The organism is Clavibacter californiensis (assembly GCF_021952865.1).
GTDB classification, from domain to species: domain Bacteria; phylum Actinomycetota; class Actinomycetes; order Actinomycetales; family Microbacteriaceae; genus Clavibacter; species Clavibacter californiensis.
The window spans coordinates 1,885,603-1,909,574 of record NZ_CP040792.1 but is presented as its reverse complement, the minus strand read 5'-3'; the positions used below and the strand labels follow the sequence as shown (position 1 = coordinate 1,909,574).

The window sequence follows — 23,972 nt, the reverse complement described above, 5'->3', positions numbered from 1 at the left end:
GCGCGCGCCGACTCGAGAAGCCCTGAGACGTGAAGATCCAGAACCCCTACCGCCTCGGCCTCCTGGCCGGTCTCGGCGTGCTCACCGCCCTCGTCATCGGCGGCGCGCTCGTGTCGCTCGGCACCGTCCTCACCTACGTGGGCACGGCGATCTTCCTGGCCCTCGGCATCGACCCGCTCGTGACCTTCCTCGAGCGCAAGGGCGTCCCGCGCCCGGTCGCGATCCTCGTCATCTTCCTGGTGCTGCTCGGCTCCCTCGCCGGCGTGCTGCTGGCGGTCATCCCCGTCGTCGTGAACCAGGCGAGCGCCCTCGTCACCCAGATCGTGCAGTACGCGCAGAGCGTGAGCGGCGACCAGTTCATCGAGAACCTGCAGTCGTTCGTGCCGCGCGAGGTCTTCGACGTGCAGACCGGCGCCGACCAGCTCGTCCAGTACCTCTCCAACGCCTCGAACGTGGCGACCATCACGGGCAACGTCCTCACCGTCGCCTTCACGATCGGGAACTTCCTCTTCGGCCTCGTGATCGTCGTGATCCTCACGATGTACTTCACGGCCTCGCTCAACTCCTTCAAGAGCGGCCTGTACAAGCTCGTGCCGGCCACGCGCCGGGCGCGCTTCGCCGACATCGCTGAGCAGATCACGCAGTCGGTCGGCCGCTACGTCATGGGCCAGGTAGGGCTCGCGCTCTGCAACGGCGTGCTCAGCTTCGTCTACCTCAGCATCGTCGGGGCAGCGCTGCCCGCGGTCTGGGCGTTCATCGCGTTCCTGTTCTCGCTGCTGCCGCTCGTGGGCACGATCACGGGCTCGGCGCTCATCGTGCTCGGCCAGATCGTGCTGCTGCCGGAGTCGATGAACACGTGGATCGCCGTGGCGATCTACTACCTCGTCTACATGCAGATCGAGGCGTACGTCCTGAGCCCGAACATCATGAACCGGGCCGTCAAGGTGCCCGGTGTCGTGGTGGTCATCGCGGCGCTCACGGGAGGGACGTTGCTCGGGGTGCTCGGCGCACTCATCGCGGTGCCGGTGGCTGCCGCGGTGCTGCTCATCATCCGCCAGGTCGCGGTCCCGCTGCAGAACGAGCGCTGACCGCGGCTCGCGGGGGTCCTTCGCGCGCTCAGCGCGCGATCGGCCACTCCGTCGGCAGCGGCAGCGCGCCGGGTGCCACCGTGCGCACGATCTCCGTGAGCACGCGCGAGACCTGCGTCTCCCCCACCCACAGGTGCTTGGCGCCCTCCACCGCGATGAGCTCGGCCTCCGGCACGGACCCGAAGCGCTCGCGCGCCTCGGCCGGCTGCAGGAAGTCGTCGTGCTCCGGCACGAGGATCACGAGACGACGAGGATCGCCGTGCCACGCGGCCACCTCGTCGGCCGTCGCGCGGTGCAGGGGCGGCGACAGCAGGATCGCGCCCTCGATCGGGTGCGCACGACCGTGCTTCAGCGCGATCTCGGTGCCGAAGGACCAGCCGACGATCCACGGGGCGGGCAGGCCGCGCGCCGCCACGAGGTCCATCGCGGCGGCCAGGTCGAGCCGCTCGGCGTCCCCGCCGTCGAACGCGCCGTCGCTCGTGCCGCGCGCGGACGTCGTGCCGCGCGTGTTGAAGCGCAGCACCGCGAGCCCGGCCATCGCGGGCAGGCGGAGCGCGGCCTTCCGGAGGACGTGCGAGTCCATGAAGCCGCCGGCCGTGGGCAGCGGGTGCAGCGTCACGAGCGTCGCCACAGGATCCCGGTCGGCGGGCAGCGCGAGCTCGCCCACGAGCCGCAGGCCGTCGGCGGTCACGAGCTCGACGTCCTCCCGTCGAGCGGGCAGCTCGGTGGAGCTGGTGATGGGGCGGGGCGCGGTGTCCGTCATGAGACCTTCCAGCAGTGGGTGTGCCAGTGGCGGCGGGCGGCGAGGTCGCTCTGCTCGCCCATCATGCCGTCGGCGCGCCAGGCCACCACGTGCGCGTGGCCGGGCTCGATGTCGAGGGTGCAACCGGGGCAGCGGTAGACCTTGAGGGCACGCGCCGCCGACACGGGCTGCACGTTCCAGACGCGGCCGCGGCGGGTCTCGGTGTGCTGCGAGCCGCTGAGGAGGCGCGTGAGCACGTCCTCGTCGTCCTCCTCACGCGCGCGTCTCCCCCGGGGTCGATTGCTGCGCGGCATGATCCGATCCTAGGCGGCGTCGCGTGCGGGTCCGGTCAGCCGGCGTCCGCCTGGCGACCGAGGCGGGCCTCCTCCTGGTCGAGCATGCGCTGCGCCCGAGCGAGCACGCGGGACGGGTGCTCCCCCGTACCGCGCGCCTCGAGCAGGGCCGCGCGCTCGGCGTCCAGGACGTGTCGTCGGAGCATCAGGTACGCGGCGCGGGGGCTGAGGGGCGCGTCGTCGTCCGCCGCCATGGCGTCCGCGCGCTCCATCACCCACTCGGCCTTCAGCGCCGTGTCGCGGCGAACCCGCTCGACGACATCGTCGTCCACCGTCGTCCCCTCCGGCAGCTGCCGGACGCCTTCTTCGACGGCGCGGATCCCCGCCGCGGCCAGCTCGGAGACGAGCTCCGCGAGCTGCCGCTGGTCCTCGACGGCGTCGCTGCCGCGGATCCCGCTCAGCCGGATGACCGCGGGCAGCGTCCCGCCGTTGACGAGCAGCGAGACGATCGCGACCGTGAAGGCGATGAGCACGAGCTGCGCGCGGTACGGCGTCCCCGACGGCAGCGACTGCGCCGCCGCGAGGGTCACCACGCCGCGCATGCCCGCCCAGCCGAGCACGAGCCCGCCGCGCCAGCCGAGCCCCTGCGAGCGGAGGGCCTGCAGGTCGGCCCGGCGTCGTCGGAGGATCCGCGCGGCGGCCCGCTCCCGCCGGGACGGACGATCGTCGCCGCGCTCCCGGCGGAGCCGCTCGAGCCCCCGACGCACCCGACGCGTGCGCGCCGCGACGTGCTCCTCGTGCCGCCGGAGACCCAGCAGCAGCGGCACCAGGAAGCCGAAGCGGATGAGCGTCAGCACGACGAGCGTGAGGATCCCGTAGGCCACCGCCGTGCCCACGCCCAAGTCGGCCTCGCGCACCTCGTCGATGATGTCCCGGAGCTCCAGGCCCATCACGAGGAAGACGCCGTTCTCGAGGAGGAACAGCACGGTCCGCCAGTTCAGCCGCTCGTTGATGCGCGACTGCGCCGACAGGGTCGAGGCGCTCCGATGACCCGACCAGATGCCGGCCGCCACCACCGCGAGGACGCCGGACGCCCCGACCTCCTCCGCGGGGATGAAGGCCACGAACGGCACGGCGAAGGAGATCGCGGTGTCGAGGACGGGGTCGTCGAGCCGTCGACGCACCTCGGTGGTGACGACGCCGACGGTCACGCCTATGGCGAGGGCACCCACCGCGGAGAGCACGAAGCCGCCCGCGGCCTGCCACAGGTCGACGGAGGCGCCGACGGCCGCGATCGAGGTGCGCAGCAGGACGAGCGCCGTCGCGTCGTTCACGAGGCCCTCGCCCTCCAGGACGGTGACGAGGCGCGGCGGCAGGCCGAGCCGGCGCGCGATGCTCGTCGCGGCCACGGCGTCGGGCGGGCTGACCACGGCGCCGAGGGCCAGCGCGCCGGCGAAGGACAGGTTCGGGAAGAGCGCGTAGAGGAGCAGGCCGATCCCGAAGGCCGACACGAGCACCAGCACGACCGAGAGGCTGACGATCGTGCGGAGGTTGCGCCTGAGGTCCACGAGCGGCACCGTCACGGCCGCGCCGTACAGGAGCGGCGGCAGGACGCCCGCGAGGATCAGCTCGGGCGGCACCTCGACCGGCGGCACGCCCGGGAGGTAGGAGATCCCGACCCCGACGAGCACGAGGACCAGGGGCGTGGCCACGCCGATGCGCCGCGCCAGGAGCGTGACGGCCACGAGGGTCGCGATCCCGGCGACGCCGAGAGCCGCGTAGTCCATGCTCAGAGGCTAGCCCGACGGGACGGGCACCCGAGGCACCGTCACCGCCGGGTCAGGTGCGGTCGTCAGTACCAGTTCTTGAGGACGCTGTGCGCCTTCGCGCCGCACGGCGAGCCGTACCGCGAGTCGATGTAGCCGAGGCCCCACGTGATCTGCGTGGCCGGGTTCGTCTGCCAGTCGGGACCGGCGGACGCCATCTTGCTGCCGGGGAGGGCCTGCGGGATGCCGTAGGCACCGCTGGGGTTGTACGCGTTCACCCGCCAGCCGGACTCCTTGGTCCAGAGGTAGTCGAGGCACGCGTACTGGTCGTCGCCCATCCCCTGCGAGGCGAGGATGCTGCGCGCGATGCCCTTGGCGCTCCCCGGATCCGGGATGGCGATGGCGCCGCCGCCGCCACTGGAGCCGGAGCCGGACGACTTCCCGCTGGAACCCGACCCGGTCGACGGCGACGGGGTCTCGACGGGAGGCGGGGGCGGCGGGGCCGCGACGGACTCGAAGCCGGGCTCGATCTCCACGGCCGTGTCGGCCGTGGTCACCGAGATGGACTGCGCGTCGGCGCGGGCCAGCTGGGCGACCGTGGCCTGGTACTCCTGGTACTGCGGGTTCGCGACCGCGCCGGACGTGGGATCCACGACGTTGACGAGCATGAACGCGGCAGCGGCGCCGAAGGCGATGGTGGGGGCGGCCACGCGCGAGAACGCGGAGCGCCGTCGGGGGACGGCCCTCGGAGCGGTCGTGAGCGGCTGGCGAGGAGCGAGATCGTTCGTGTGTCTACCCATGGCTCCGGACGACTTTACCCAACCGTTACCCGTATGGCGACTCCCGGACCGGATCGGGGGCGTCCTGCCAGGCGGATCGTGCTGGGGATGAGAGGTGCGGGGATCAGCGGACGGCGTTCATGACGTCGATGACGGCGTCCAGCAGCAGGTCGACCTGCGCCTCGCGGTAGCCGCCGCGGCGCGGGTGGAAGGCCACCGTGCGCACGTCGTCGACGCTCATGGGCTTGGTGCCGCGGAAGTACTTCGCGACCCGGTCCGCGAACCGGTCCACCTCGCGGCGGTCGTACCCGGTGGTCAGGAACCCCGCCCGGTCGAACCGCTCCCCCGACGGCCGGCTGACCCGGTCGAGGATCTCCTGCGCCGCCCGCCTGGCCTCCGCGTTCCACGCGTCCGCGCCGACCCGTGCCACCGTGCGGTCGCGCTCCCGGACGGCGAAGGCGTCCTCCAGGCGCTCGAGCACGCGATCCACGGCGGCGGCCGAGTAGCCCCCGCGGCGCATGTCGAAGGACACCCGGCGGATGGTCTCGGAGGTCAGCGAGCGGTCGGCCTCGTCGTCGTAGCAACGGCGCGCGTCGCGCAGGAAGGCGTCGACCTGGTCCGGGTCGTAGCCGCGCTCGCGGCGCCCGGCGCTCGGGAAGGTGGTGGTCATCCGGGACATCCTACGAGGAAGCTCCCGTGACGATGAGGAACAGCGCATAGGCCACCGCGGCCGACGGCAGCACGGAGTCGAGGCGATCGAGGAACCCGCCGTGGCCGGGCAGCCAGGAGCTGATGTCCTTGACGCCGAGGTCGCGCTTGATCAGCGACTCGGCCAGGTCGCCGAGGGTCGCGGTGACCACGATGACGAGGCCGAGGACGACGCCGAACCACCACTCCTGCTGGATCATGAACACCGAGAGCAGGATCCCGGCGAGCACCGCGGCGACGACCGCGCCGGCGAAGCCCTCCCACGTCTTCTTCGGGCTGATCGTGGGCGCCATGGGGTGCTTGCCGAAGTTGAGCCCGGCGACGTAGGCGCCGGTGTCGCAGCACACCACGAGGATGAGGAAGGCGAGGGTCCACCACTCGCCGCCGTCGCCCGCGGTGAGCAGCACGGCGAACGATCCGAGCAGCCCCACGTAGGCGAGCAGGAAGACGCTCGAGCCGATGTCGCCGACGACCGCGCGGGCGGACGTCCGCCGGGCGGGCAGCGCCTGCTCCACCACGCGCCAGAGCGCGACGAAGGCCATGGCCCCGAGGAGGCCCAGCCACTGCCCGTCGGGCCGGCCGAAGTACGTGATGGGCATGAGCGCGACGACCGCGATCACCGAGCCCACGCGTGGCACGCGGCGGCCGGCCTGGCGGAGCGCGGTGGCGAGCTCGTAGGCGGTGAACGCGACGAGGGCGACGGCGATGACCAGGAAGAGCTGCTTGACGACGACGAGGCTCACGAGCACCACCCCGCCGAGGAGGAGCCCGACGCTCACCGCGAAGAGCAGGTTGCGCCCCGTGCGGGCGTTGATGCGGTCGTTCGTGGCCTCGAGCGAGGCGCGGGTCGCCCGGACCTGCGCCGTCAGGTCGGCACGCGTGGCCTGCACCTGCGCCTCGAACTCGGCGCGCGTCACGCGGCCGCGGTGCCGCCGGATCCGCGGAGCGCCGTCGGTCCCCGACGCGGGCGGCACGACGGGCGCCCGCTCGGCGGGATCCTCGGGGCTGGCCACCTAGACCTCGAGGAGTTCGGTCTCTTTGCGCTTCAGCGCGTCGTCGACCTGGTCGGTGTGCGTCTTGGTGAGGGCCTCGAGCTCCTTCTCGCCGCGCGCGACCTCGTCGTCGCCGACCTCGCCCTTGAGGGCGTCCAGCTCGTCCTTGGAGCGGCGGCGGATGTTGCGGACGCTGACACGCCCCTCCTCCGCCTTGCCGCGGACGATCTTGACGAACTCCTTGCGGCGGTCCTCCGTGAGCTCGGGGAGCGTGAGCCGGACCATCTCGCCGTCGTTGCCGACCGTGGCGCTGAGGTTCGGGACGTTGACGAGGGCCTTCTCGATCTCCTTGAGGGCCGTCTTGTCGTAGGGCGTGACGATGAGGGTGCGCGCCTCGGGGTTGTTCATGCTCGCGAGCTGGCCGAGCGGCGTCGGGCTGCCGTAGTACTCGACCATCACCTTCTGGAAGAGGGCGGGGTTGGCACGACCCGTGCGCACGCTCCCGAAGTCCTCCTTCACCGCCTCGACGGCCTTGTCCATCCGGTCTCGGGCATCTGCGAGGACTTCGGCGACGGTCACGGGTTCTCCTTCGGTAGCGCGGGCGCGGTGGGCGCCCGGTCGATCTTAACGCGGATGGCGAGGCGCTCCGGCCGCGACTCGGCCCGTCGGGGCCGCCGGCGGAGCGCCGTCCGTCAGTTGGAGACGATGGTGCCGATGCGCTCGCCCCGGATCGCGCGGGTGACGTTGCCGCCCGGCTCCATCCCGAAGACGACCATCTTCATGTCGTTGTCCATGCAGAGGCTGAAGGCGGTCGAGTCGACGACCTTGAGGCCGCGCTGCAGGGCGTCCTGGTAGGTGACGGTGTCGAGGAGCGTGGCGGACGAGTCCGTGCGCGGGTCGCCCGTGTAGACGCCGTCGACGCCGTTCTTCGCGACGAGGACCTCGACGGCCTGGATCTCGAGGGCGCGCTGCGCGGCCACGGTGTCGGTCGAGAAGTAGGGAAGACCGGCACCGGCGCCGAAGATCACGATGCGGCCCTTCTCGAGGTGCCGGACGGCGCGGCGCGGGATGTACGGCTCGGCGACCTGGGTCATCGAGATGGCGGACTGGACGCGCGTGGCGGCGCCGGCCTGCTCGAGGAAGTCCTGCAGGGCGAGGGCGTTCATGACGGTGCCGAGCATGCCCATGTAGTCGGCGCGACCGCGGTCCATGCCGCGCTGCGACAGCTGCGCGCCGCGGAAGAAGTTGCCGCCGCCGACGACGATGGCGACCTCGACGGTCTTCGCGGCCTCGGCGATCTCCCGCGCGAGCGCGCTGACGACGTCCGGGTCGACGCCCATCTGGCCGCCGCCGAAGGACTCCCCGGAGAGCTTGAGGAGGACGCGGCGGGTGGTGGTCTGATCGGTCATGGTGCTGTTCCCGTCCTCGCGTTCCGGTCGCCGGATCCGGCCCCGGTCCAATCTACTGTGACGCCCGGCGGGGACGGCGGCGCCTCGCGGCCGCCCCGACCGGACATGGAGAAGGGAGCCCGGGTCGCATGCGACCCGGGCTCCCCGTGGTGGTGCTAGGCGCCGACCTTGAAGCGGGCGAAGCCGGTGACCGTGAGGCCAGCGGCCTCGACGACCTTCTTCACGGACTGCTTGTTGTCCTTCGCGTAGTCCTGCTCGAGGAGCGCGACCTGCTTGAAGAAGCCGGTGAGGCGACCCTCGATGATCTTCGGCAGGGCGGCCTCGGGCTTGCCCTCGTTGCGCGAGATCTCGGTGACGATGGCGCGCTCGGCCTCGACCTTGTCCGCCGGGACGTCCTCGCGCGCGAGGTACTCCGGGTTGGCGAACGCGATGTGCTGGGCGATGCTGCGCGCGGTCTCGGCGTCCGTGCCGCTGTAGTCGACGACGACGCCGACCTGGGGCGGGAGGTCCTTCGACGTGCGGTGGAGGTAGACCTCCTGGTGCTCGCCGGCGAGGCGGGCGACGCGGCGGAGCGCGATCTTCTCGCCGAGGATCGCGGCCTGGTCGCTGATCAGCTGGTCGACGGTCTGCTCGCCCGCGGGGGCCTGGAGGGCCTCCTCGACGGTGGACGCGCCGGCCGCGACGACGGCGGCGAGGACGGACTCGGACAGCGCGATGAACTTGTCGTTCTTGGCGACGAAGTCGGTCTCGCACGCGAGCTCGATGAGGGTGGCGGCGCCGTCCTGCGTGGACGCGGCGACGAGGCCCTCGGCGGTGGAGCGGTCGCCGCGCTTGGCGTTGCCCTTCTGGCCCTTGAGGCGCAGGATCTCGATGGCCTTCTCGATGTCGCCGTCTGCTTCGACCAGCGCGTTCTTGCTGTCCATCATGCCGGCGCCGAGGCGGTCGCGCAGCTCCTTGACGTCAGCGGCAGTGAAGTTCGCCATGCTCATGGACTCCTTCTGTAGGTGGTGATCCGGGGGTCTCCCGGAGGTGAGTGCCCGACGGGCGGGCGCGGAACCCGCGCCCGCCCGTCGGGATGATGCGTGTGGTCGGACTACTCGGAGACCGTGGCCGTCGCGGCGGGCGCTGCCTCGGCCTCGGTCGCCTCGGCCTCGATCTTCGCCTCGGTGGCGTCGTCGGACTCGGGGGCGTGCACGGGGCCGGGGACCTCGTCCTCGGACTTCGCCTCGTTCTTGGCGGAGACCTCGGCGTCGACGTCGTTCTCCTCGACGGGCAGCTCGGCCTTGGCGGCGTCGCCCTGCTCGAGCAGCTCGCGCTCCCAGTCGGCCAGCGGCTCGGCCGGAGCGGAGCCCTCGGCGTCGGGCTTCTGGTGACGCTGGATGAGGCCCTCGGCCGCGGCGTCGGCGATGATGCGCGTCAGCAGCGCGACGGAGCGGATCGCGTCGTCGTTGCCCGGGATCGGGTACTGGACCTCGTCCGGGTCGCAGTTGGTGTCGAGGATGCCGATGACGGGGATGCCGAGCTTGCGCGCCTCGTCGATCGCGAGGTGCTCCTTCTTGGTGTCCACGACCCACATCGCCGACGGCGTCTTGGTCAGGTTCCGGATCCCGCCGAGGCTCTTCTCCAGCTTGTCGCGCTCGCGACGCTGGATGAGGAGCTCCTTCTTGGTGAAGCCGCGCGTCGTGTCGTCGAAGTCGACGAGGTCGAGCTCCTTGAGGCGGTTGAGGCGCTTGTGCACGGTCTGGAAGTTGGTCAGCAGACCACCCAGCCAGCGCTGGTTGACGTAGGGCTGGCCGACGCGCTGCGCCTGCTCGGCGATGGACTCCTGCGCCTGCTTCTTGGTGCCGACGAAGAGGATGGTGCCGCCGTGGGCGACCGTCTCCTTGACGAAGTCGTACGCCTTGTCGATGAGGGCAAGCGACTGCTGCAGGTCGATGATGTAGATGCCGGAGCGCTCGGTGAAGATGAAGCGCTTCATCTTCGGGTTCCAGCGCGTCTTCGGGTGACCGAAGTGGACGCCGCAGTCGAGCAGCTGGCGGATGGTGACGACGGCCATGGCCGTACTCCTGTTCCGGCGCGCGCTGTCGCGGCGCGCCTCGTCGGTTCGCTCGGCGGTCGGGACGACCGCTGATCCTGGTGCCCGGCGCGCATCCGCCCCTTCGGCGACAGGGATCATCGCCACGAGGAGACCGAGTGGATGCGGCGGCCTGATGGGCACGCGTAGTCACCCGACCTGGATCGGGTGCTGGTCGATGGTACCACCCGCCGGAGGATCGACGTGGCGGCGCGACGGATCAGGCGCGCGCGGCCTTGGCGCGCTTCCTGGGCTTGTCGACGAAGAGCGTCTCGGCCTCCTCGAGCGACATCCCGTTGGTCTCCGGGATCTTCGTGAGCACGAAGACGAAGGACAGCGCGGCGAACGCGGCGTACATGCCGTAGGTGAAGGGCAGCGAGAAGGCGGACAGCGCCGGGAAAGACACGGTGATGACGAAGTTCGCGATCCACTGGGCCATGGCGGCGACGCCGAGGGCCTTGGCGCGGATCCGGTTCGGGAAGATCTCGCCGAGCAGCACCCAGACGAGCGGACCCCACGAGGCGCCGAAGCCGATGACGAAGACGTTGGCGGCGATGATCGCGATGACGCCGAAGGGCTGCGGCAGGGCCACGTCGCCGTCGACGGTCGACGACTGGCTGAAGCAGATCGCCATCACGGCGAGGGACACGGCCATGGCCAGCGAGCCGGACAGGAGGATCGGGCGGCGGCCGATGCGGTCGACGAGCGCGATGGCGATGAAGGTGACGGCGACGTTCGTGACAGCCGTGATCACCGAGGTGAGGAGCGACTGGCTCTCGTCGAAGCCGACGGCCTGCCAGAGCGTCGTGGAGTAGTAGAAGATGACGTTGATGCCGACGAACTGCTGGAACACGGACAGGATGATGCCGATCCAGACGATGCCCTGCAGGCCGAGCTTGTTCCCGCGGAGGGTGCCGGTGCGCTTCGCGACGCGGTCCTCCTCGATCTGGCGCTCGAGGTCGCGGCTCGCGCGGTCGATGTCCTCCTGCTTCCAGACACTCGCGAGGATCGACTGCGCCTCGTCCTTGCGGCCCTTCTCGACCAGGAAGCGCGGCGACTCGGGCAGGCGGTACGCGAGGAAGCCGTAGACGATCGCGGGGATGGCGCAGACGAGGAGCATCCAGCGCCACGCCTCGAGACCGAACCAGAACTCCTCGGAGGCACCGTCCGCGGCGGCGGCGAAGACGGCGTCAGAGAGGAGCGCCGTGAAGATGCCGAGCGTGATCGCGAGCTGCTGCAGCGACGCGAGGCGGCCGCGGAGGAGCTTCGGCGAGATCTCGGCGATGTACGCGGGGGCGACGACCGACGCGATGCCGATGCCGAGGCCGCCGATGACGCGCCAGATCGTGAGGTCCCAGACGCTGAACGCGAAGCCGGAGCCGAAGGCGCTGATGAAGAAGAAGAACGCCCCCGCGATCATGGTCCAGCGGCGTCCGAAGCGGTCGGCGATGCGACCCGCGAGGTAGGCGCCGAGCGCGCAGCCGAGGAGGGCGCTCGCGACCGCGAAGCCGATGAGCGTCTCGCTCAGCTCGAACCGACCCTGGATCGCGGAGACCGCGCCGTTGATGACCGAGGAGTCGAACCCGAAGAGGAAGCCCCCCACCGCGGCCGAGACGGCCAGGCCGATCGCGCGTCGCTGGAGCTTCTTGTCATCCTGAGGGGTCGTCGTCTCGTTCACAACGGACCACTCTGCCACTTCTCCGCCGGGGCGGGCACCCGGCGAGGAGCCGGCGTCGCAGGGGGCATGATGCGGCGGACCGGAGGCCGGGACGCGTCCGCCGGGGAGGGGGATGCGCATGCGCGGCGGTACGGCACGACGGAAGGCGTGCGCGGCGGCGCTCGTGGTGGGGCTGCTCGTCGGCGGGACGACGCCGGGCCGCACCGCACGCGCGTCGGCGGATCCGCCGCCTGCCTCGTCATCCGACGCCGCGACGCCGCGATGGGAGTGGCCGGTCGATCCGCCGCATCAGGTCACGCGTCCGTTCCAGGCGCCGACCACGGCGTACGGTCCTGGCCACCGGGGCATCGACATCGCTGTCTCCCCCGGCGGCGAGGTCCGCGCTCCGGCCGCGGGCACCGTCTCCTTCGCCGGCATGGTCGTGGATCGCCCGGTCGTGAGCATCCGGCACGCGGACGGCTACGTGTCCTCCGTCGAGCCGGTCGTCCCACTGGTCGCAGCGGGCGACGCGGTGGTTGCCGGGCAGGTCATCGGCACGCTCGCCGCGTCGCCTCGCCACGAGCCCGACGGCGGGCTGCACCTCGGGGCGCGCCTGCACGGCGACTACGTGGATCCGGCCCTGCTGCTCGCCGCCCTGCAGCACGCGGTGCTGCTGCCCCTGGATCCCTGAAGCCGGCCCCGGCCCGGGCGTCTCCGGAGGGAGCGCGCGCTCGATCCGGTCGCGCACCCGCCGGTGCGGGTCAGGCGCGCGGGTGGGCACCCTCGTAGCTGCGCTGCAACCGCTCGATCGACACGTGCGTGTAGATCTGCGTCGTCCCGAGGCTCGCGTGGCCGAGCATCTCCTGCACGGTGCGGAGATCCGCTCCGCCGTCGAGCAGGTGCGTCGCCGCCGTGTGCCGGAGGGCATGCGGCCCCTGCGGCCCCGATCCGGGGATGTCCGCGAGCAGGGAGGCCACGAGGCCGTAGACGGCGCGCGAACCCAGCCGCCCTCCGCGCGCCCCGAGGAACAGCGCCGACCCGGTCCGTGACGAGACGAGCCCGGGACGGCCTCGCGCGACGTAGGCGTCGAGCGCCTCGGCGGCGGGGACTCCGAACGGAACTACCCGCTCGCGATCGCCCTTGCCGACCACGCGCACCGTGAGGCGGGAGGCGTCGACATCGCCGAGATCGAGGCCGGTCAGCTCGGAGACCCGGAGCGCGGACGCGTAGAGCAGCTCGATGACGGCGAGATCCCGGAGCGCGGCGGGGTCGTCCTCCGCAGCCCGTGCGGCGAGTCGAGCGAGGAGGGCCGACATCTGCTCGCGCGCCAGCACCCGAGGGAGATGCGATCCCGCCCGCGGCGCCTTCAGCCGCACGGCCGGGTCGGCATCGACGCGGCCCGTGCGGAGGAGCCACGCGCCGAAGCCCCGCACGGCGGCCGAGCGTCGCGCCAGCGTCGCGGGCGCCAGCCGCGCCTGGGACCCGCGCCACAGCCAGTCGCGCAGCACCTCCAGGTCGAGGGCGGCGGACGTCGCGACGCCCTGGCGGGCCGCGTGCGCGGCGAGGTCCCGCAGGTCGGCGGAGTAGGCCCGCACCGTGTGGGCGGCGCTCCCCCGCTCCCGCTCCATAGACGTCCCGAACGCGGCGATGTCGTCCGTGAGCGGAGTCATGGCTCCCGCGCCGCGCGAGGACCGCGGACCTCCAGCCGCGCCCTCGACGCGTCCGCCGTCGACCCGCACCCTGTCCATCCACGAAGGCTACGTGGATCCGCGCGCCGCGCGCCGCGGGCTCACCTGCGGATACGAGGTCGTCTGTCCGGGGCCCGGGCGCGTCACCGGGATCCGGATCGCCGCACCCACCCCCCGTCCGGTCGAGCCACCGCTCCCTCGAGCTCGAGCATGCCCAGCACGGAGGAGGTCTCGGCCAGGCCGAGACCAGCTCGTGCCGCGACGTCGGCGGTCTCGCGCCCACGTCGGACGGCGAGGGCGTCCAGCACGCGGACGACGCGCGGATCGCCTCGGACCTCAGCCGTGCGCGCGCTCGCGCGGGCGGCGTCGGGTGGGCTCGGCGCGGTGCGAGATGGCGCATGCGGGGCTTCCGGATCACGGGCCTGTGCGCCCGACCCGCCCCAGCCCGGCAGCAGCTCCATCACATCGTCGGCCGACGTGATGCACACCGCCTGGGACTCGCGGAGGAGACGATGGCACCCCGATGACGACACGCTCGTCACCGGGCCCGGCACGGCCCCGAGCGGCCTCTCCAGCGCGACCGCGTGGTTCGCCGTGTTCAGCGACCCGCTGCGCGCACCCGCCTCGACGACGACGGTGGCCGCGCTGACCGCGGCGATGAGGCGATTGCGCAGGAGGAACCTCCAGCGCGTCGGCGACGCCCCGCACGGCAGCTCGGACACCACGGCCCCGTCGCGGCGCATGCGCGCGAAGAGCTCCGTATGACCGGACGGGTAGAGACGGTCGACCCCACCCGCGAGGAACGCCACCGTGCGCCCCGCCGACCCGATGGCCGCGCGGTGCGCCGCGCCGTCGATGCCGTACGCACCGCCCGAGACCACCACCACGCCTCGATCGACGAGACCGGCGGCCAGCTCAGCGGTGACGTGCTCGCCGTATCCGGTGGCCGCGCGCGCCCCCACGATCGCCACGGACCCCGGGAGCGCGGCCATCGCAGCCGGCGCCCCCGTGCACCAGAGCACGAGCGGCGCGTGCGGCCCCAGGTCCTCCGCGCCGGCCGGCCAGTGCGCATCCCCGGGCACCAGCACGCGCGCGCCGACCGCGCACGCGGCACGGAGCCGTGCCAGCGCCTCGGTCCGCACGACGCGGGGACGCCAGCGTTCCAGCGCCCCGTCGACCTCGCCGACGAGCGCAGCGCGCCCGTCCGACTCCAGGCGGAGCCCGGCGTCGAGCATCGCCCCGACGACCGCGTCGGCCGAGCAGCCGTCGACCACGGAGGCCAGCGCCGCGCAGGCGCCGAGCACGCCGATGACCGCCCCGGCGACGCGATCGCCGGGCTCGGCGATGCCGGACCACGTGCAACGCGCCGCCACCTCCTCCGCATCGGCGTCGCTCCAGTCCACGCCCGGACATGCGGCAGCGGGGCGGAGCGCGGCCATCAGCTCCCCGAGATCGCTCGCCGCGAGTCCGAGACGGGCGACGGCGCGCGCACGTGCCGAGTCGGGCCCCGCGATGCTGCTCCGCGTCCCTTCCGCGGGCAGCGCTCGGCCTCCCGAGCGGGATGGGGAGGGGTGGACCGCCCCCTCGGAGGCATGCGCGTCGTCCACCACGCCGCCTCCGTCGTGGTCGGCGATCACGACGCGCCTCGCAGCAGGAGGGCACGGCCCAGATGATCCGCGTCGGGGCTCGACGCGCCCTCCAGGTCCGCGAGCGTCCACCCGATGCGGAGGACCCGGTCGTAGCCGCGCATGGTGAGGTGCCCGCGGTCCAGCGCTCGATCGAGGGAGGCCGTCGCGCCGCGGGCGATGCGCGCCTCGCGCCGGAGCCACGTGCCCGAGACGTGGGCGTTGGTGCGCCACGGCGTCGCGGCCCATCGCTCTGCGGCCGACGCGCGAGCTGCGGCGACCCGCAGCCGCGCAGCCCGCGTGGTCACGCGGGGTGCGTCTCCCGCCGCCAGGTGCACGGCCGTCGTGACCCGGCGGACGCCGAGTCGGATGTCCATGCGGTCCATGAGCGGGCCGGAGAGCCTGGCCAGGTAGCGCCGGCGAGCCTGGGGCGGGCACGAGCAGTCGGCACCCGCGACACCGTACGAACCGCACGGGCACGGGTTGGCCGCCATCACCAGCTGGAAGCGCCCCGGGAAGTGGGCGACGCCGTTGGCCCGGTGGATGCTGATGACGCCCGACTCGAGCGGCTGCCGCAGGCAGTCCAGCACGGCGCCGGCGAACTCCGGCGCCTCGTCGAGGAAGAGCACTCCCCCGCTGGCGCGCACGGCGGCCCCCGGACGGATGCGGCCGCTGCCGCCGCCCACGATCCCCGCGGCGCTGGCGGTGTGGTGCGGGGCCTCCAGGGGCGGACGAACGGGCAGCTCGGGTCCCAGCCGCTCCCCGCAGAGCGACCGGATGCAGCCGACCTCCAACGCGGCCTCCTCGTCGAGGTCGGGCAGGAGGCCGGGGAGCCGCTGGGCGAGCATCGTCTTCCCCGCGCCGGGCGGTCCGAGCAGGAACATGTGGTGCCCGCCCGCGGCGGCGACCACGAGCGCCTCGACGGCCTCCTCGTTGCCGACCACGTCACCCAGGCACGGCTCCGCGGGATCCGCGCCGCCGAGCACGCGCGACGGGCCGGTCTCCGTCGACGCCAGGGGGATGGCGTCGACCTCCTCCGGCTCCGGCTCGAGCTCGGCTCCGTGGTGGATCGCGGCATCCCGCAGCCCCGCCACGGGTATGACGCGCATGTCGGGCACGAGGGACGCCTCGTCCGCGTGGCAGCGGGGCACCATCACCCGCCGGACACCGGCACGACGCGCCGCGAGGACGGCGGGCAGTATGCCGTGCGTCGGCCGTAGCCGCCCGTCGAGGCCGAGCTCGCCGAGGTGCACCGTGCCGGCGACGGACTCCGCCGACACCGACCCGCCCGCCGCGAGGACCGCCAGGGCGATCGCGAGATCGAAGCCGGAGCCGTGCTTCGGCAGGACGGCCGGCGAGAGGTTGACGGTGACCCGGCGGACCGGGAACTCGCATCCCGCGTTGCCTGTCGCGGCGCGGACCCGCTCGCGCGCCTGGCTGAGCGCGGCGTCCGGCAGCCCGATGAGCACGAAACCGGGGAGCTGGCTCGTGATGTCGGCCTCGACATCGACGAGGGCTCCCTCGAGGCCGGAGAGGGCCACGGCGAGCGTGCGACCCACGGCCATCAGCAGGCGCTCCGGACGACCTCGACCGACGGCTGCCCGCCCCGGGGCCAGACCACTCCCACGACGTCGATCCGCACGGGCCCGCGCCGCTCGGGATGCGCCTGGCACCACAGGCCCGCGAGGACCCGCAGCCGTGCGGCCTTCGCACGCGTGACCGCCTCGAGCGGGTGCCCGTAGCCCAGCCCCGCGCGCGTCTTGACCTCCACGAGCACGGTCGTACCCGCGTGCGTCATCACGAGGTCGATCTCGCCCTCGCGGCACCGCCAGTTGCGCTCGACGAGCGCGTAGCCGCGCTCGGTCAGATGCTGCGCGGCGAGCTCCTCGCCGCGTCGTCCCAGGTCCTGCTCGCGTGTCATGCGCACCTCCGCGAGGAGGATGCGCCACCGCAGCGGCGTGGTCGGCCCTGGGCCGCGAGGGCGTGCGGTGCGCGTCGGGCGATCGCCTGGGGAGGGACCCCGTCGGGAGCCCTACTCGTCGATGGCGAGCTCCTTGGGGAGCTCGAACTCCTTCGCCGACAGCTCCTCGACGTTCACGTCCTTGAAGGTGAGCACGCGGACCGACTTCACGAACCGGTCCGAGCGGTAGACGTCCCAGACCCAGACGTCGGTCATGCTCAGCTCGAAGTAGAAGTCGTGCTCCGTGTCGCGCCGCACGAGCTCGACCTCGTTGGCGAGGTAGAAGCGCCGCTCGGTCTCGACCACGTACTTGAACTGGGACACGATGTCCCGGTACTCCCGGTAGAGCGCGAGCTCCACCTCGCGGTCGTAGTCCTCGAACTCGTCGTCATCCATGGTCCGTCGATACTAACCGCCAGCGGGGCCGCCCTCCGCCGAGGCAGCCGCCCCGGGGCATCCCTCCCCGTGCGTCAGGGCGTGGCGTCCCCGAGCACGCCGGAGAGCCACGTGCGCCGGTGGAGGGACGAGGCACCGCGTGCCCGGATGGCGTCGAGGTGCGCGGCGCTGCCGTAGCCCTTGTTGCCCGCCCACCCGTACTCGGGCAGGTCCTCGTGCCAGACGGCCATCATGCGGTCGCGCTCCACCTTGGCGAGCACGGAGGCCGCGGCCACCGAGGCGCAGTCGCGGTCGGCCTTGACGCGCAGGCGCACGGGCACGGGGTGGGCGAGGTGCGGCGTGAGCCAGTCGTGCGCACCGTCGAGCAGGACGACGCTCGCCAGCAGCGGGACGCCGGCGTGGTGCAGTTCGACGAGCGCGCGGCGTCCGGCGAGGCCGAGGCAGGCCGTGATCCCGAGCTCGTCCACCTCGGCCGCGGAGGCCATGCCGATGGCCGAGTGCCGGACCCACCCGGCGACGACCGGGTGCAGCTCCTCGCGGCGCTTCTCGCTGAGCATCTTCGAGTCACGGAGGCCGGTCGGGAATCCCACGGCGTCCGGCCCCACCACGGCCATGCCGACGGCGACGGGCCCCGCGAGCGCTCCTCGGCCCACCTCGTCACAGCCGATCACGAGGGCGGCACCCGCGCGGAGGAGCTCGTGCTCCAGATCGAGGGTGGGATCCGCGACCGGCATCAACCGGCGGGGACCGCGTCGGGCACGTCGCCGAACGTCTCGGGGTGGTCGCTGAGGATGGACCAGCGGTCGATGGGCCAGGTGATGACGAACGCGCGGCCGACCACGTGGTCGATCGGCACGAATCCCTTGGTGGGGCCGTCGACGTTGTAGCGCGAGTCCGCGGAGTTGCCGCGGTTGTCGCCCATGACCCAGAGCGAGTCGGCGGGGACGGTGACGTCGAATCCGGTGTCGGATGCCTGCGTGTCGCCGGGCACGAGCTTCAGGTACGGCTCGTCAAGGGGCACGTCGTTGACGCTCATCTGGCCGAGGGAGTTGCAGCAGACGACGTGGTCGCCCGGCAGGCCGATGAGGCGCTTGATGAGGTGGTCGTTGCTGTCGGACGCCGACAGTCCCACCGTGGTGAGGGCCCAGTCGACCGCGGCCGCGAGCGGCGGCTTGTCGACCTCGGGCGACGGGAGGAGCCACCCACCCGGATCGCGGAACACGACGACGTCCCCGCGCTCCAGCGGCACGAAGCGGGGCGTGAGCTGGTTGACCACGATGCGGTCGTTGATCTGCAGCGTGTCCTCCATGGAGGACGACGGGATGTAGAACGACCGGATCAGGAAAGCCTTGATCAGGATCGATACGAGGAGGGCCACCACGAAGATGACGAGGACGTCCCGGAGGAACGTCTTCCATCCACGCGACGCGTTGCCGCTGTGCCTGCCCGAGGATCTCGTCTCCATGGGCGCCGTGCTGTCTGTCATTTAACCGCCTGAGCTCCCGGCAAGCATATGCGCCGGGAGCTCAGTGGGATGACAGGTGGGGATGCGCTAGGAGCGCTTCTCCTTGATCTTCGCCTTCTTGCCGCGCAGGTCGCGGAGGAAGTACAGCTTCGCGCGGCGCACGTCGCCGCGCGTCACGACCTCGATGTGGTCGATGACCGGGGAGTGGACCGGGAAGGTGCGCTCGACGCCGACCTGGAAGCTGACCTTGCGGACGCAGAACGTCTCGCGGACGCCCTCGCCCTGACGGCCGATGACGATGCCCTGGAACACCTGGATCCGCGAGCGGCTGCCCTCGACGATGTTGACGTGGACCTTGACCGTGTCGCCGGCGCGGAAGTCGGGGATGTCCGACCGCAGCGACGCCTTGTCGACGGAATCGAGGATGTGCATGGTGTACCGCTCTCTGCAACCGCCACGGGTCGACTGCGCATCAATGTCTGGAAGGGGAACGGCCCGCATGAGTGGCCGACTCCCCCGTGGCAGGGTCGACGGCAGGCACGATCGCCCATTCTGTCACCTCGGGCGCGTCGAGCGCAAAGCGCGGGGTCCGCGCACGACGGATCAGTCCAGTCGGATGGTGCGCCCGGCGTCCGGGCCCTCCGCGGCCCTCCACTCGGGCGGGCGCGGCTGCGCGTCCCGCTCGATGACCGCGATGACCTCCTGCATGCGCTGCCGCGTCTCCGCGAGCAGCTGCCGGACGGCCAGGGCGACGAGCGCGACGACGGCGAGCACCGCGACGACCGCGCACCAGGTGCTGACGACGGAGTAGGTGCCGGTGCCGACGACCGCGAGGGTCAGCACGCCCATGGCTATCCCGTCCGTCGGGGACACGGCCCGGGCGGTGCGGACCGACCGACGGGCGAGCACGAGGCCGAGGGCCGCGAGCAGGGCGATCCCGAGCGCGCCGGCCGCGAGCATCACGAGGAGGAGCTCCCATCCGCGGGACCCGAAGGCCGCCCAGCCCACCAGGAGCCAGGCGGGGAGCACGACGACGGCCGCGAACTGCCAGCGGTAGAGCACACGACGGAGGCCGAGGGCCGGGGACTGCTGCATGGCCTCATGCTACGAGCGGATCCTGGGCGCCCCGGGAGGGCCGGAGCCCGGCTCCCGTAGGATCCTTCGCGTGATGGAACTGCGAACCCCCGCCGAGATGGACCAGATGCGACCCGCCGGGGAGTTCGTGGCCTCCGTGCTCACGGCCCTCGCCGCGAAGGCCGACGTCGGCGTGAACCTCCTCGACCTCGACCGCGAGGCGCACCGCATGATCCGCCAGCGCGGCGCGGAGTCCTGCTACATCGACTACCACCCGTCCTTCGGCGCCATGCCATTCGGCAAGGTGCTGTGCACGTCGGTCAACGACGGCGTCCTGCACGGACTCCCCCACGACTACCGGCTGCAGGACGGCGACCTCCTCAGCCTCGACTTCGCGGCGTCCGTCGACGGCTGGGTCAGCGACTCCGCCGTCAGCGTGATCGTCGGCACGCCCCGCGCGGAGGACGTCCGCCTCATCGAGGTGACGACGGCCGCGCTCGAGGCCGGGATCCGGGCGGCGCAGCCCGGTGGACGCACGGGCGACATCTCCGCGGCGATCGGCGCCGTCGCGACCGAGGCCGGCTACTCGGTCAACACCGACTTCGGCGGGCACGGCGTCGGGCGCACGATGCACGGCGACCCGCACATCGCGAACCAGGGCCGGCCGAACCGCGGGGTGCCGTTGCGCCCGGGTCTCGTCATCGCGATCGAGCCGTGGTTCCTGCAGAGCACCGACGAGATCTACACCGACAAGGACGGCTGGACCCTCCGGAGCGCCGACGGCTCACGCGGGGCGCACATGGAGCACACCGTGGCCATCACGGAGGACGGACCGGTGATCCTCACCGCACGCTCCTAGCTCGCGGCCCGGGTCCGCTCACTCGGGCAGCAGGTCCGGGCGCACGCGGCGGGTGCGCTCGAGCTGCTGCTCGCGCCGCCATGTCGCGATCGCTCCGTGGTTGCCGCTGCGCAGCACCTCGGGGACGGCCAGTCCGCGCCACTCGGGGGGCTTCGTGTAGCTCGGGTGCTCGAGCAGGCCGTCCGAGTGGCTCTCCTCGACGAGGCTGGCGGGGTTCCCGACGACGCCGGGGACGAGGCGGCCGATCGCCTCGATCATCGCCATGACCGCGACCTCGCCGCCGTTCAGCACGTAGTCGCCCAGGCTGACCAGGCGGACCCGTGCACGCGTCGCGGTGTGATCGACGACGCGCTGGTCGATGCCCTCGTATCGCCCGCAGCCGAACGCGAGGTGGGGCTCGGCAGAGAGCTCCTGCGCCATGGCCTGCGTGAAGACCTCGCCGGCGGGCGACGGGAAGATGACGACGGGATCCGCGTCGTCGGCGAGCACCTCGTCCATGGCCTCGCCCCAGGGCTCCGGCCGCATGACCATGCCGGCGCCTCCGCCGTAAGGCGTGTCGTCGACCGTGCGGTGCCGGTCGTGCGTGAAGGCGCGCAGGTCGTGCAGGCGGAGGTCGATGAGGCCGGACTGGCGGGCGCGGCCGAGGAGGGAGATGTCGAGCACCCCGAAGAACTCGGGGAAGATCGAGACGATGTCGATCCGCATGTCAGCGGGCGTCGTCGGCCTCGGGCGCGGGCTCCGCGGCCTCGGCCGGGGTCGGCTCGGCTGTCGGCGTCTCGTCCGGGATCTCCTCGAAGAGGCCGAGCGGGGGCGTGACGACGAGCGTGCCGGCGTCCACGTCGACCGACGGGACGATGGCCTGCACGAACGGGACGAGCACGGTGCCCGAGGGCGTGTCGACGTGGAGCAGATCCTGCGCCGGGAAGTGGTCGACGAGGGAGACGGTGCCGACCTCGACGCCGTCGCGGAGGACCCTGAGGCCCACGAGCTGGTGGTCGTACCACGCGTCGGGCTCGGCGGCCTCGTCGGCCGGCGGCGTCATCCAGAGGATGGCCTTGGCGAGCGACTCCGCGGCGGTGCGGTCGGCGACGCCGTCGAAGAACCCGACGGGGTGGCTGTTGTACCAGCGGAGCTCTGTGAGCGTGAGCGTGCGTCCGTGCCACGGCGAGGACTCGGGCACCTGGAGCGAGAACTCGGCGCCCGGGACGAACCGCTTGTCGGGATCGTCCGTGAACAGCTCGAGCTTGACGGCGCCCTTGAGCCCGTGCGCCTTGGTCAGCCGGCCCACGCGGAATGCCGCGGGGTCACGGACGATGTCCTCAGGAATCGGTGTCCACCACATCGACGCGGACGCGCTGGCCGTCGGCGAGAGCCGAGACGAGCGTCCGGAGGGCCTTCGCGGTGCGACCCGCTCGGCCGATGACCCGGCCGAGGTCCTCGGGGTGCACGCGCACCTCGAGGACCTCGCCACGGGGGGATCCCTTGCTCGTCACGGAGACGTCGTCCGGGTGCTCGACGATGCCCTTGACCAGATGAGCGAGCGCGGGAGCGAGCATGGGCTAGGCCTGCTCCTCGGTCGACTCGGCCTCGGGCGCTGCGGCCTCGGGCGCGGGTGCGGCCTTCTCGGTCTTCGGCTTGAGGACCGGCTTCTTCTTCTCGTCCGCGACGTAGGCGGGCTTCGCCTCGCGGGTGCGGACGGTGGAGACGGCGTCCTTGTCGCCCTTGAAGCGACCCCAGTCGCCCGTGAGCTTGAGGAGAGCCTCGACCTGCTCGGTGGGCTGGGCGCCCACGGAGAGCCAGTACTGCGCCCGCTCCGACTGGACCTCGATGAACGAGGGCTCCTCGGTGGGGTGGTACTTGCCGATCTCCTCGATGACGCGGCCGTCGCGCTTGGTGCGCGAGTCGGCGACGACGATGCGGTAGTACGGCGCGCGGATCTTGCCCAGGCGCTTCAGACGGATCTTGACAGCCACAATTCTCCTGAATTTCTTTTGTGTGGGGTGAACTGACGGCCGTGAGCGTGGGGGCACACTCGGCATTGGTTCGATGGGGTCTCGCGGCGCCTGATTAGAGGGTCGGACGATCGCGGACTCGACAGATCATTATGGCAGACGCGGCGCCCGGCCGGGACCCCCGCGGTCGGCGCGCCGCACGGCGTCATCGCCGGGCCGCCCCGCGGGGTGCGTGGCATGATCGGACGACACCCGGCGCATGCGCCCCGAGACCCCGTGGACGGCAGGACCCGCATGCAGATCGACTTCGCCCACCAGCCGCCGTCCCGCGTCGGGATCGAGTGGGAGCTCGCGTGCGTCGACCGCGGCTCCGGGGAGCTCGCGGGCGTCGCCCCGGAGATCCTCCGCTCCTTCCCCCACGACGACGCCCACCCGCACGTGACCGGGGAGTTCCTCACCAACACGGTCGAGGTCGTCAGCGCGCCGCACGCGCGCGTCGGGCACGCCGTGGACGACCTCGCGCGGCTCATCGAGCGGGTGGTGGACGTCGCGGATCCGCTCGGGATCGACCTCATGTGCGCGGGCACCCACCCCTTCAGCGCGTGGCCAGACCAGGACGTCACGCCCGACAACGAGCGCTACGCGACGCTGCTCGACCGCACCAGGTGGTGGGGGCGGCAGATGATGATCTGGGGCGTGCACGTGCACGTCGGCATCGACGACGCGTCCAAGGCCCTGCCCATCCTGAACGCGCTCCTCGTCCACCTCCCCCGCTTCCAGGCCCTCAGCGCGTCGAGCCCGTTCTGGTCGGGGCAGGAGACGGGGTACGCGTCGAACCGGGCGCTGATGTTCCAGCAGCTGCCGACCGCGGGGCTGCCGCCCGACCTCACGACCTGGGCCGACTACGAGCGGCTCGTCGGCGACATGACCCACGTCGGCGTCATCGACCACCACAGCGAGCTGCGCTGGGACATCCGGCCGGCGCCCAAGTGGGGCACCCTCGAGACGCGCGTCTTCGACGGCGTCTCGACGCTCGGCGAGATCGCCTCGCTCGCGGCGCTGGTCCAGTGCCTCGTGCACGACATGTCGGCCACGCTCGACCGCGGCGAGGAGCTGCCGAGGATGCAGCCCTGGTTCGTGCGCGAGAACAAGTGGCGCGCGGCCCGCTACGGGATGGACGCGATCATCATCCAGGATGCCGCGGGCGACGAGGCGCTCGTGGGCGACGACACCCGGGACCTCGTGGAGCGCCTCTCACCCACCGCGGATGCGCTCGGCTGCGAGGCGGAGCTCCGGGGGATCCTCGACATCGTCGACCGCGGCGCGAGCTACCAGCGGCAGCTGCGCGTCGCCGAGGAGAACGACGGCGCGCTCGCCCCCGTGGTCACGCACCTCGTCGAGGAGCTGCGCTCAGGATTGGGCCGGTGACGCGAGGCAGACTGTGC

The 23,972-nt window shown here is 72.3% G+C and carries 28 protein-coding genes; 4 read left to right on the top strand and 24 right to left on the bottom strand.

What is annotated here, in order from left to right:
- Window positions 1–29: 29 nt before the first annotated feature.
- A complete protein-coding gene (locus FGD68_RS09340; RefSeq protein WP_104235395.1) occupies window positions 30–1,088 on the top strand; it encodes an AI-2E family transporter in 1,059 nt (352 codons plus the stop codon).
- Window positions 1,089–1,116: 28 nt separating this feature from the next.
- On the opposite strand, the gene FGD68_RS09335 is transcribed toward FGD68_RS09340, so the two are convergent.
- From FGD68_RS09335 to FGD68_RS09285, 11 genes are all read right to left on the bottom strand, one after another.
- Window positions 1,117–1,851 (bottom strand): alpha/beta hydrolase, encoded by a 735-nt coding sequence (locus tag FGD68_RS09335; RefSeq protein ID WP_119373542.1) that lies wholly within the window; start codon window positions 1,849–1,851, stop codon window positions 1,117–1,119.
- Entirely contained in the window at window positions 1,848–2,144 is a 297-nt protein-coding gene (locus FGD68_RS09330) for a hypothetical protein (RefSeq protein ID WP_043587267.1), read from the bottom strand. The genes FGD68_RS09335 and FGD68_RS09330 overlap by 4 nt, the downstream gene beginning before the upstream one ends.
- 35 nt (window positions 2,145–2,179) lie before the next feature.
- The gene (locus FGD68_RS09325) at window positions 2,180–3,910 is read right to left on the bottom strand and encodes a cation:proton antiporter (RefSeq protein WP_237609384.1); all 1,731 of its coding nucleotides are present in this window, start codon (window positions 3,908–3,910) and stop codon (window positions 2,180–2,182) included.
- 65 nt (window positions 3,911–3,975) lie between these two features.
- Complete coding sequence (locus tag FGD68_RS09320) at window positions 3,976–4,599, bottom strand: lytic transglycosylase domain-containing protein (RefSeq protein WP_237609383.1); 624 nt, start codon at window positions 4,597–4,599, stop codon at window positions 3,976–3,978.
- Between the two features lie 193 nt (window positions 4,600–4,792).
- Entirely contained in the window at window positions 4,793–5,338 is a 546-nt protein-coding gene (locus tag FGD68_RS09315) for a DivIVA domain-containing protein (RefSeq protein WP_104235399.1), read from the bottom strand.
- Between the two features lie 10 nt (window positions 5,339–5,348).
- Window positions 5,349–6,389 (bottom strand): phosphatidate cytidylyltransferase, encoded by a 1,041-nt coding sequence (locus FGD68_RS09310; RefSeq protein WP_237609382.1) that lies wholly within the window; start codon window positions 6,387–6,389, stop codon window positions 5,349–5,351.
- Entirely contained in the window at window positions 6,390–6,908 is a 519-nt protein-coding gene (gene frr / locus FGD68_RS09305) for a ribosome recycling factor (protein ID WP_219818150.1), read from the bottom strand.
- Window positions 6,909–7,060: 152 nt separating this feature from the next.
- Window positions 7,061–7,777 carry a UMP kinase gene (gene pyrH / locus FGD68_RS09300; protein ID WP_043587277.1) on the bottom strand — a complete coding sequence of 239 codons (717 nt, stop codon included), beginning with the start codon at window positions 7,775–7,777 and terminating at the stop codon, window positions 7,061–7,063.
- Window positions 7,778–7,932: 155 nt separating this feature from the next.
- Window positions 7,933–8,760: a translation elongation factor Ts gene (tsf, locus tag FGD68_RS09295; protein WP_012038070.1), complete on the bottom strand. Its 828-nt coding sequence runs from the start codon at window positions 8,758–8,760 to the stop codon at window positions 7,933–7,935.
- A 110-nt stretch (window positions 8,761–8,870) separates the two neighbouring features.
- Complete coding sequence (rpsB, locus tag FGD68_RS09290) at window positions 8,871–9,833, bottom strand: 30S ribosomal protein S2 (protein WP_119373163.1); 963 nt, start codon at window positions 9,831–9,833, stop codon at window positions 8,871–8,873.
- Between the two features lie 238 nt (window positions 9,834–10,071).
- A complete protein-coding gene (locus tag FGD68_RS09285; RefSeq protein WP_119373164.1) occupies window positions 10,072–11,529 on the bottom strand; it encodes a sugar porter family MFS transporter in 1,458 nt (485 codons plus the stop codon).
- A 118-nt stretch (window positions 11,530–11,647) separates the two neighbouring features.
- Between FGD68_RS09285 and FGD68_RS09280 the strand changes: the two genes are divergently transcribed.
- Entirely contained in the window at window positions 11,648–12,199 is a 552-nt protein-coding gene (locus FGD68_RS09280; RefSeq protein ID WP_119373165.1) for a murein hydrolase activator EnvC family protein, read from the top strand.
- Window positions 12,200–12,269: 70 nt separating this feature from the next.
- Here the strand turns inward: FGD68_RS09280 and FGD68_RS09275 are convergent, their stop codons facing one another.
- The 9 genes from FGD68_RS09275 to FGD68_RS09235 all read right to left on the bottom strand — a co-directional run bounded on the left by FGD68_RS09275 (window position 12,270) and on the right by FGD68_RS09235 (window position 19,737).
- Window positions 12,270–13,178: a tyrosine recombinase XerC gene (locus tag FGD68_RS09275; protein ID WP_237609381.1), complete on the bottom strand. Its 909-nt coding sequence runs from the start codon at window positions 13,176–13,178 to the stop codon at window positions 12,270–12,272.
- A gap of 161 nt (window positions 13,179–13,339) precedes the next feature.
- The gene (gene dprA, locus FGD68_RS09270; protein WP_119372526.1) at window positions 13,340–14,635 is read right to left on the bottom strand and encodes a DNA-processing protein DprA; all 1,296 of its coding nucleotides are present in this window, start codon (window positions 14,633–14,635) and stop codon (window positions 13,340–13,342) included.
- Window positions 14,636–14,829: 194 nt separating this feature from the next.
- Window positions 14,830–16,386 (bottom strand): YifB family Mg chelatase-like AAA ATPase, encoded by a 1,557-nt coding sequence (locus FGD68_RS09265; protein ID WP_119372525.1) that lies wholly within the window; start codon window positions 16,384–16,386, stop codon window positions 14,830–14,832.
- Complete coding sequence (locus FGD68_RS09260) at window positions 16,386–16,742, bottom strand: YraN family protein (protein WP_104235405.1); 357 nt, start codon at window positions 16,740–16,742, stop codon at window positions 16,386–16,388. Before FGD68_RS09260 ends, FGD68_RS09265 begins: the two co-directional genes overlap by 1 nt.
- Before the next feature lie 111 nt (window positions 16,743–16,853).
- Window positions 16,854–17,177, bottom strand: coding sequence for a DUF2469 family protein (locus tag FGD68_RS09255; protein ID WP_012298192.1), 324 nt, complete (start codon window positions 17,175–17,177; stop codon window positions 16,854–16,856).
- Window positions 17,178–17,251: 74 nt separating this feature from the next.
- On the bottom strand, window positions 17,252–17,911 hold the full coding sequence (locus FGD68_RS09250) for a ribonuclease HII (protein WP_119372524.1): 660 nt from the start codon (window positions 17,909–17,911) through the stop codon (window positions 17,252–17,254).
- Complete coding sequence (gene lepB / locus FGD68_RS09245; protein WP_104235407.1) at window positions 17,911–18,663, bottom strand: signal peptidase I; 753 nt, start codon at window positions 18,661–18,663, stop codon at window positions 17,911–17,913. The genes FGD68_RS09250 and lepB overlap by 1 nt, the downstream gene beginning before the upstream one ends.
- Window positions 18,664–18,729: 66 nt before the next feature.
- Window positions 18,730–19,074, bottom strand: coding sequence for a 50S ribosomal protein L19 (gene rplS / locus FGD68_RS09240; RefSeq protein ID WP_012298189.1), 345 nt, complete (start codon window positions 19,072–19,074; stop codon window positions 18,730–18,732).
- A gap of 171 nt (window positions 19,075–19,245) precedes the next feature.
- A complete protein-coding gene (locus tag FGD68_RS09235; RefSeq protein WP_119372523.1) occupies window positions 19,246–19,737 on the bottom strand; it encodes a hypothetical protein in 492 nt (163 codons plus the stop codon).
- A gap of 70 nt (window positions 19,738–19,807) precedes the next feature.
- Here FGD68_RS09235 and map point away from each other — a divergent pair, with 70 nt between their 5' ends.
- Window positions 19,808–20,575, top strand: coding sequence for a type I methionyl aminopeptidase (map, locus tag FGD68_RS09230; protein WP_119372522.1), 768 nt, complete (start codon window positions 19,808–19,810; stop codon window positions 20,573–20,575).
- Window positions 20,576–20,593: 18 nt separating this feature from the next.
- Here map and trmD read toward each other — a convergent pair whose 3' ends face one another.
- The 4 genes from trmD to rpsP are packed head-to-tail and all read right to left on the bottom strand — an operon-like array spanning window position 20,594 to window position 22,548.
- Window positions 20,594–21,280, bottom strand: coding sequence for a tRNA (guanosine(37)-N1)-methyltransferase TrmD (gene trmD / locus FGD68_RS09225; RefSeq protein WP_119372521.1), 687 nt, complete (start codon window positions 21,278–21,280; stop codon window positions 20,594–20,596).
- 1 nt (window position 21,281) lies between these two features.
- Entirely contained in the window at window positions 21,282–21,917 is a 636-nt protein-coding gene (gene rimM / locus FGD68_RS09220) for a ribosome maturation factor RimM (RefSeq protein WP_104235411.1), read from the bottom strand.
- Window positions 21,895–22,131, bottom strand: coding sequence for an RNA-binding protein (locus FGD68_RS09215; protein WP_012038054.1), 237 nt, complete (start codon window positions 22,129–22,131; stop codon window positions 21,895–21,897). The genes rimM and FGD68_RS09215 overlap by 23 nt, the downstream gene beginning before the upstream one ends.
- 3 nt (window positions 22,132–22,134) lie before the next feature.
- Window positions 22,135–22,548: a 30S ribosomal protein S16 gene (rpsP, locus tag FGD68_RS09210; protein WP_015490055.1), complete on the bottom strand. Its 414-nt coding sequence runs from the start codon at window positions 22,546–22,548 to the stop codon at window positions 22,135–22,137.
- A gap of 273 nt (window positions 22,549–22,821) precedes the next feature.
- On the opposite strand from rpsP, the gene FGD68_RS09205 reads away from it, so the two are divergent.
- On the top strand, window positions 22,822–23,955 hold the full coding sequence (locus tag FGD68_RS09205; protein ID WP_182480886.1) for a glutamate--cysteine ligase: 1,134 nt from the start codon (window positions 22,822–22,824) through the stop codon (window positions 23,953–23,955).
- The last annotated feature ends 17 nt before the right edge of the window (window positions 23,956–23,972 follow it).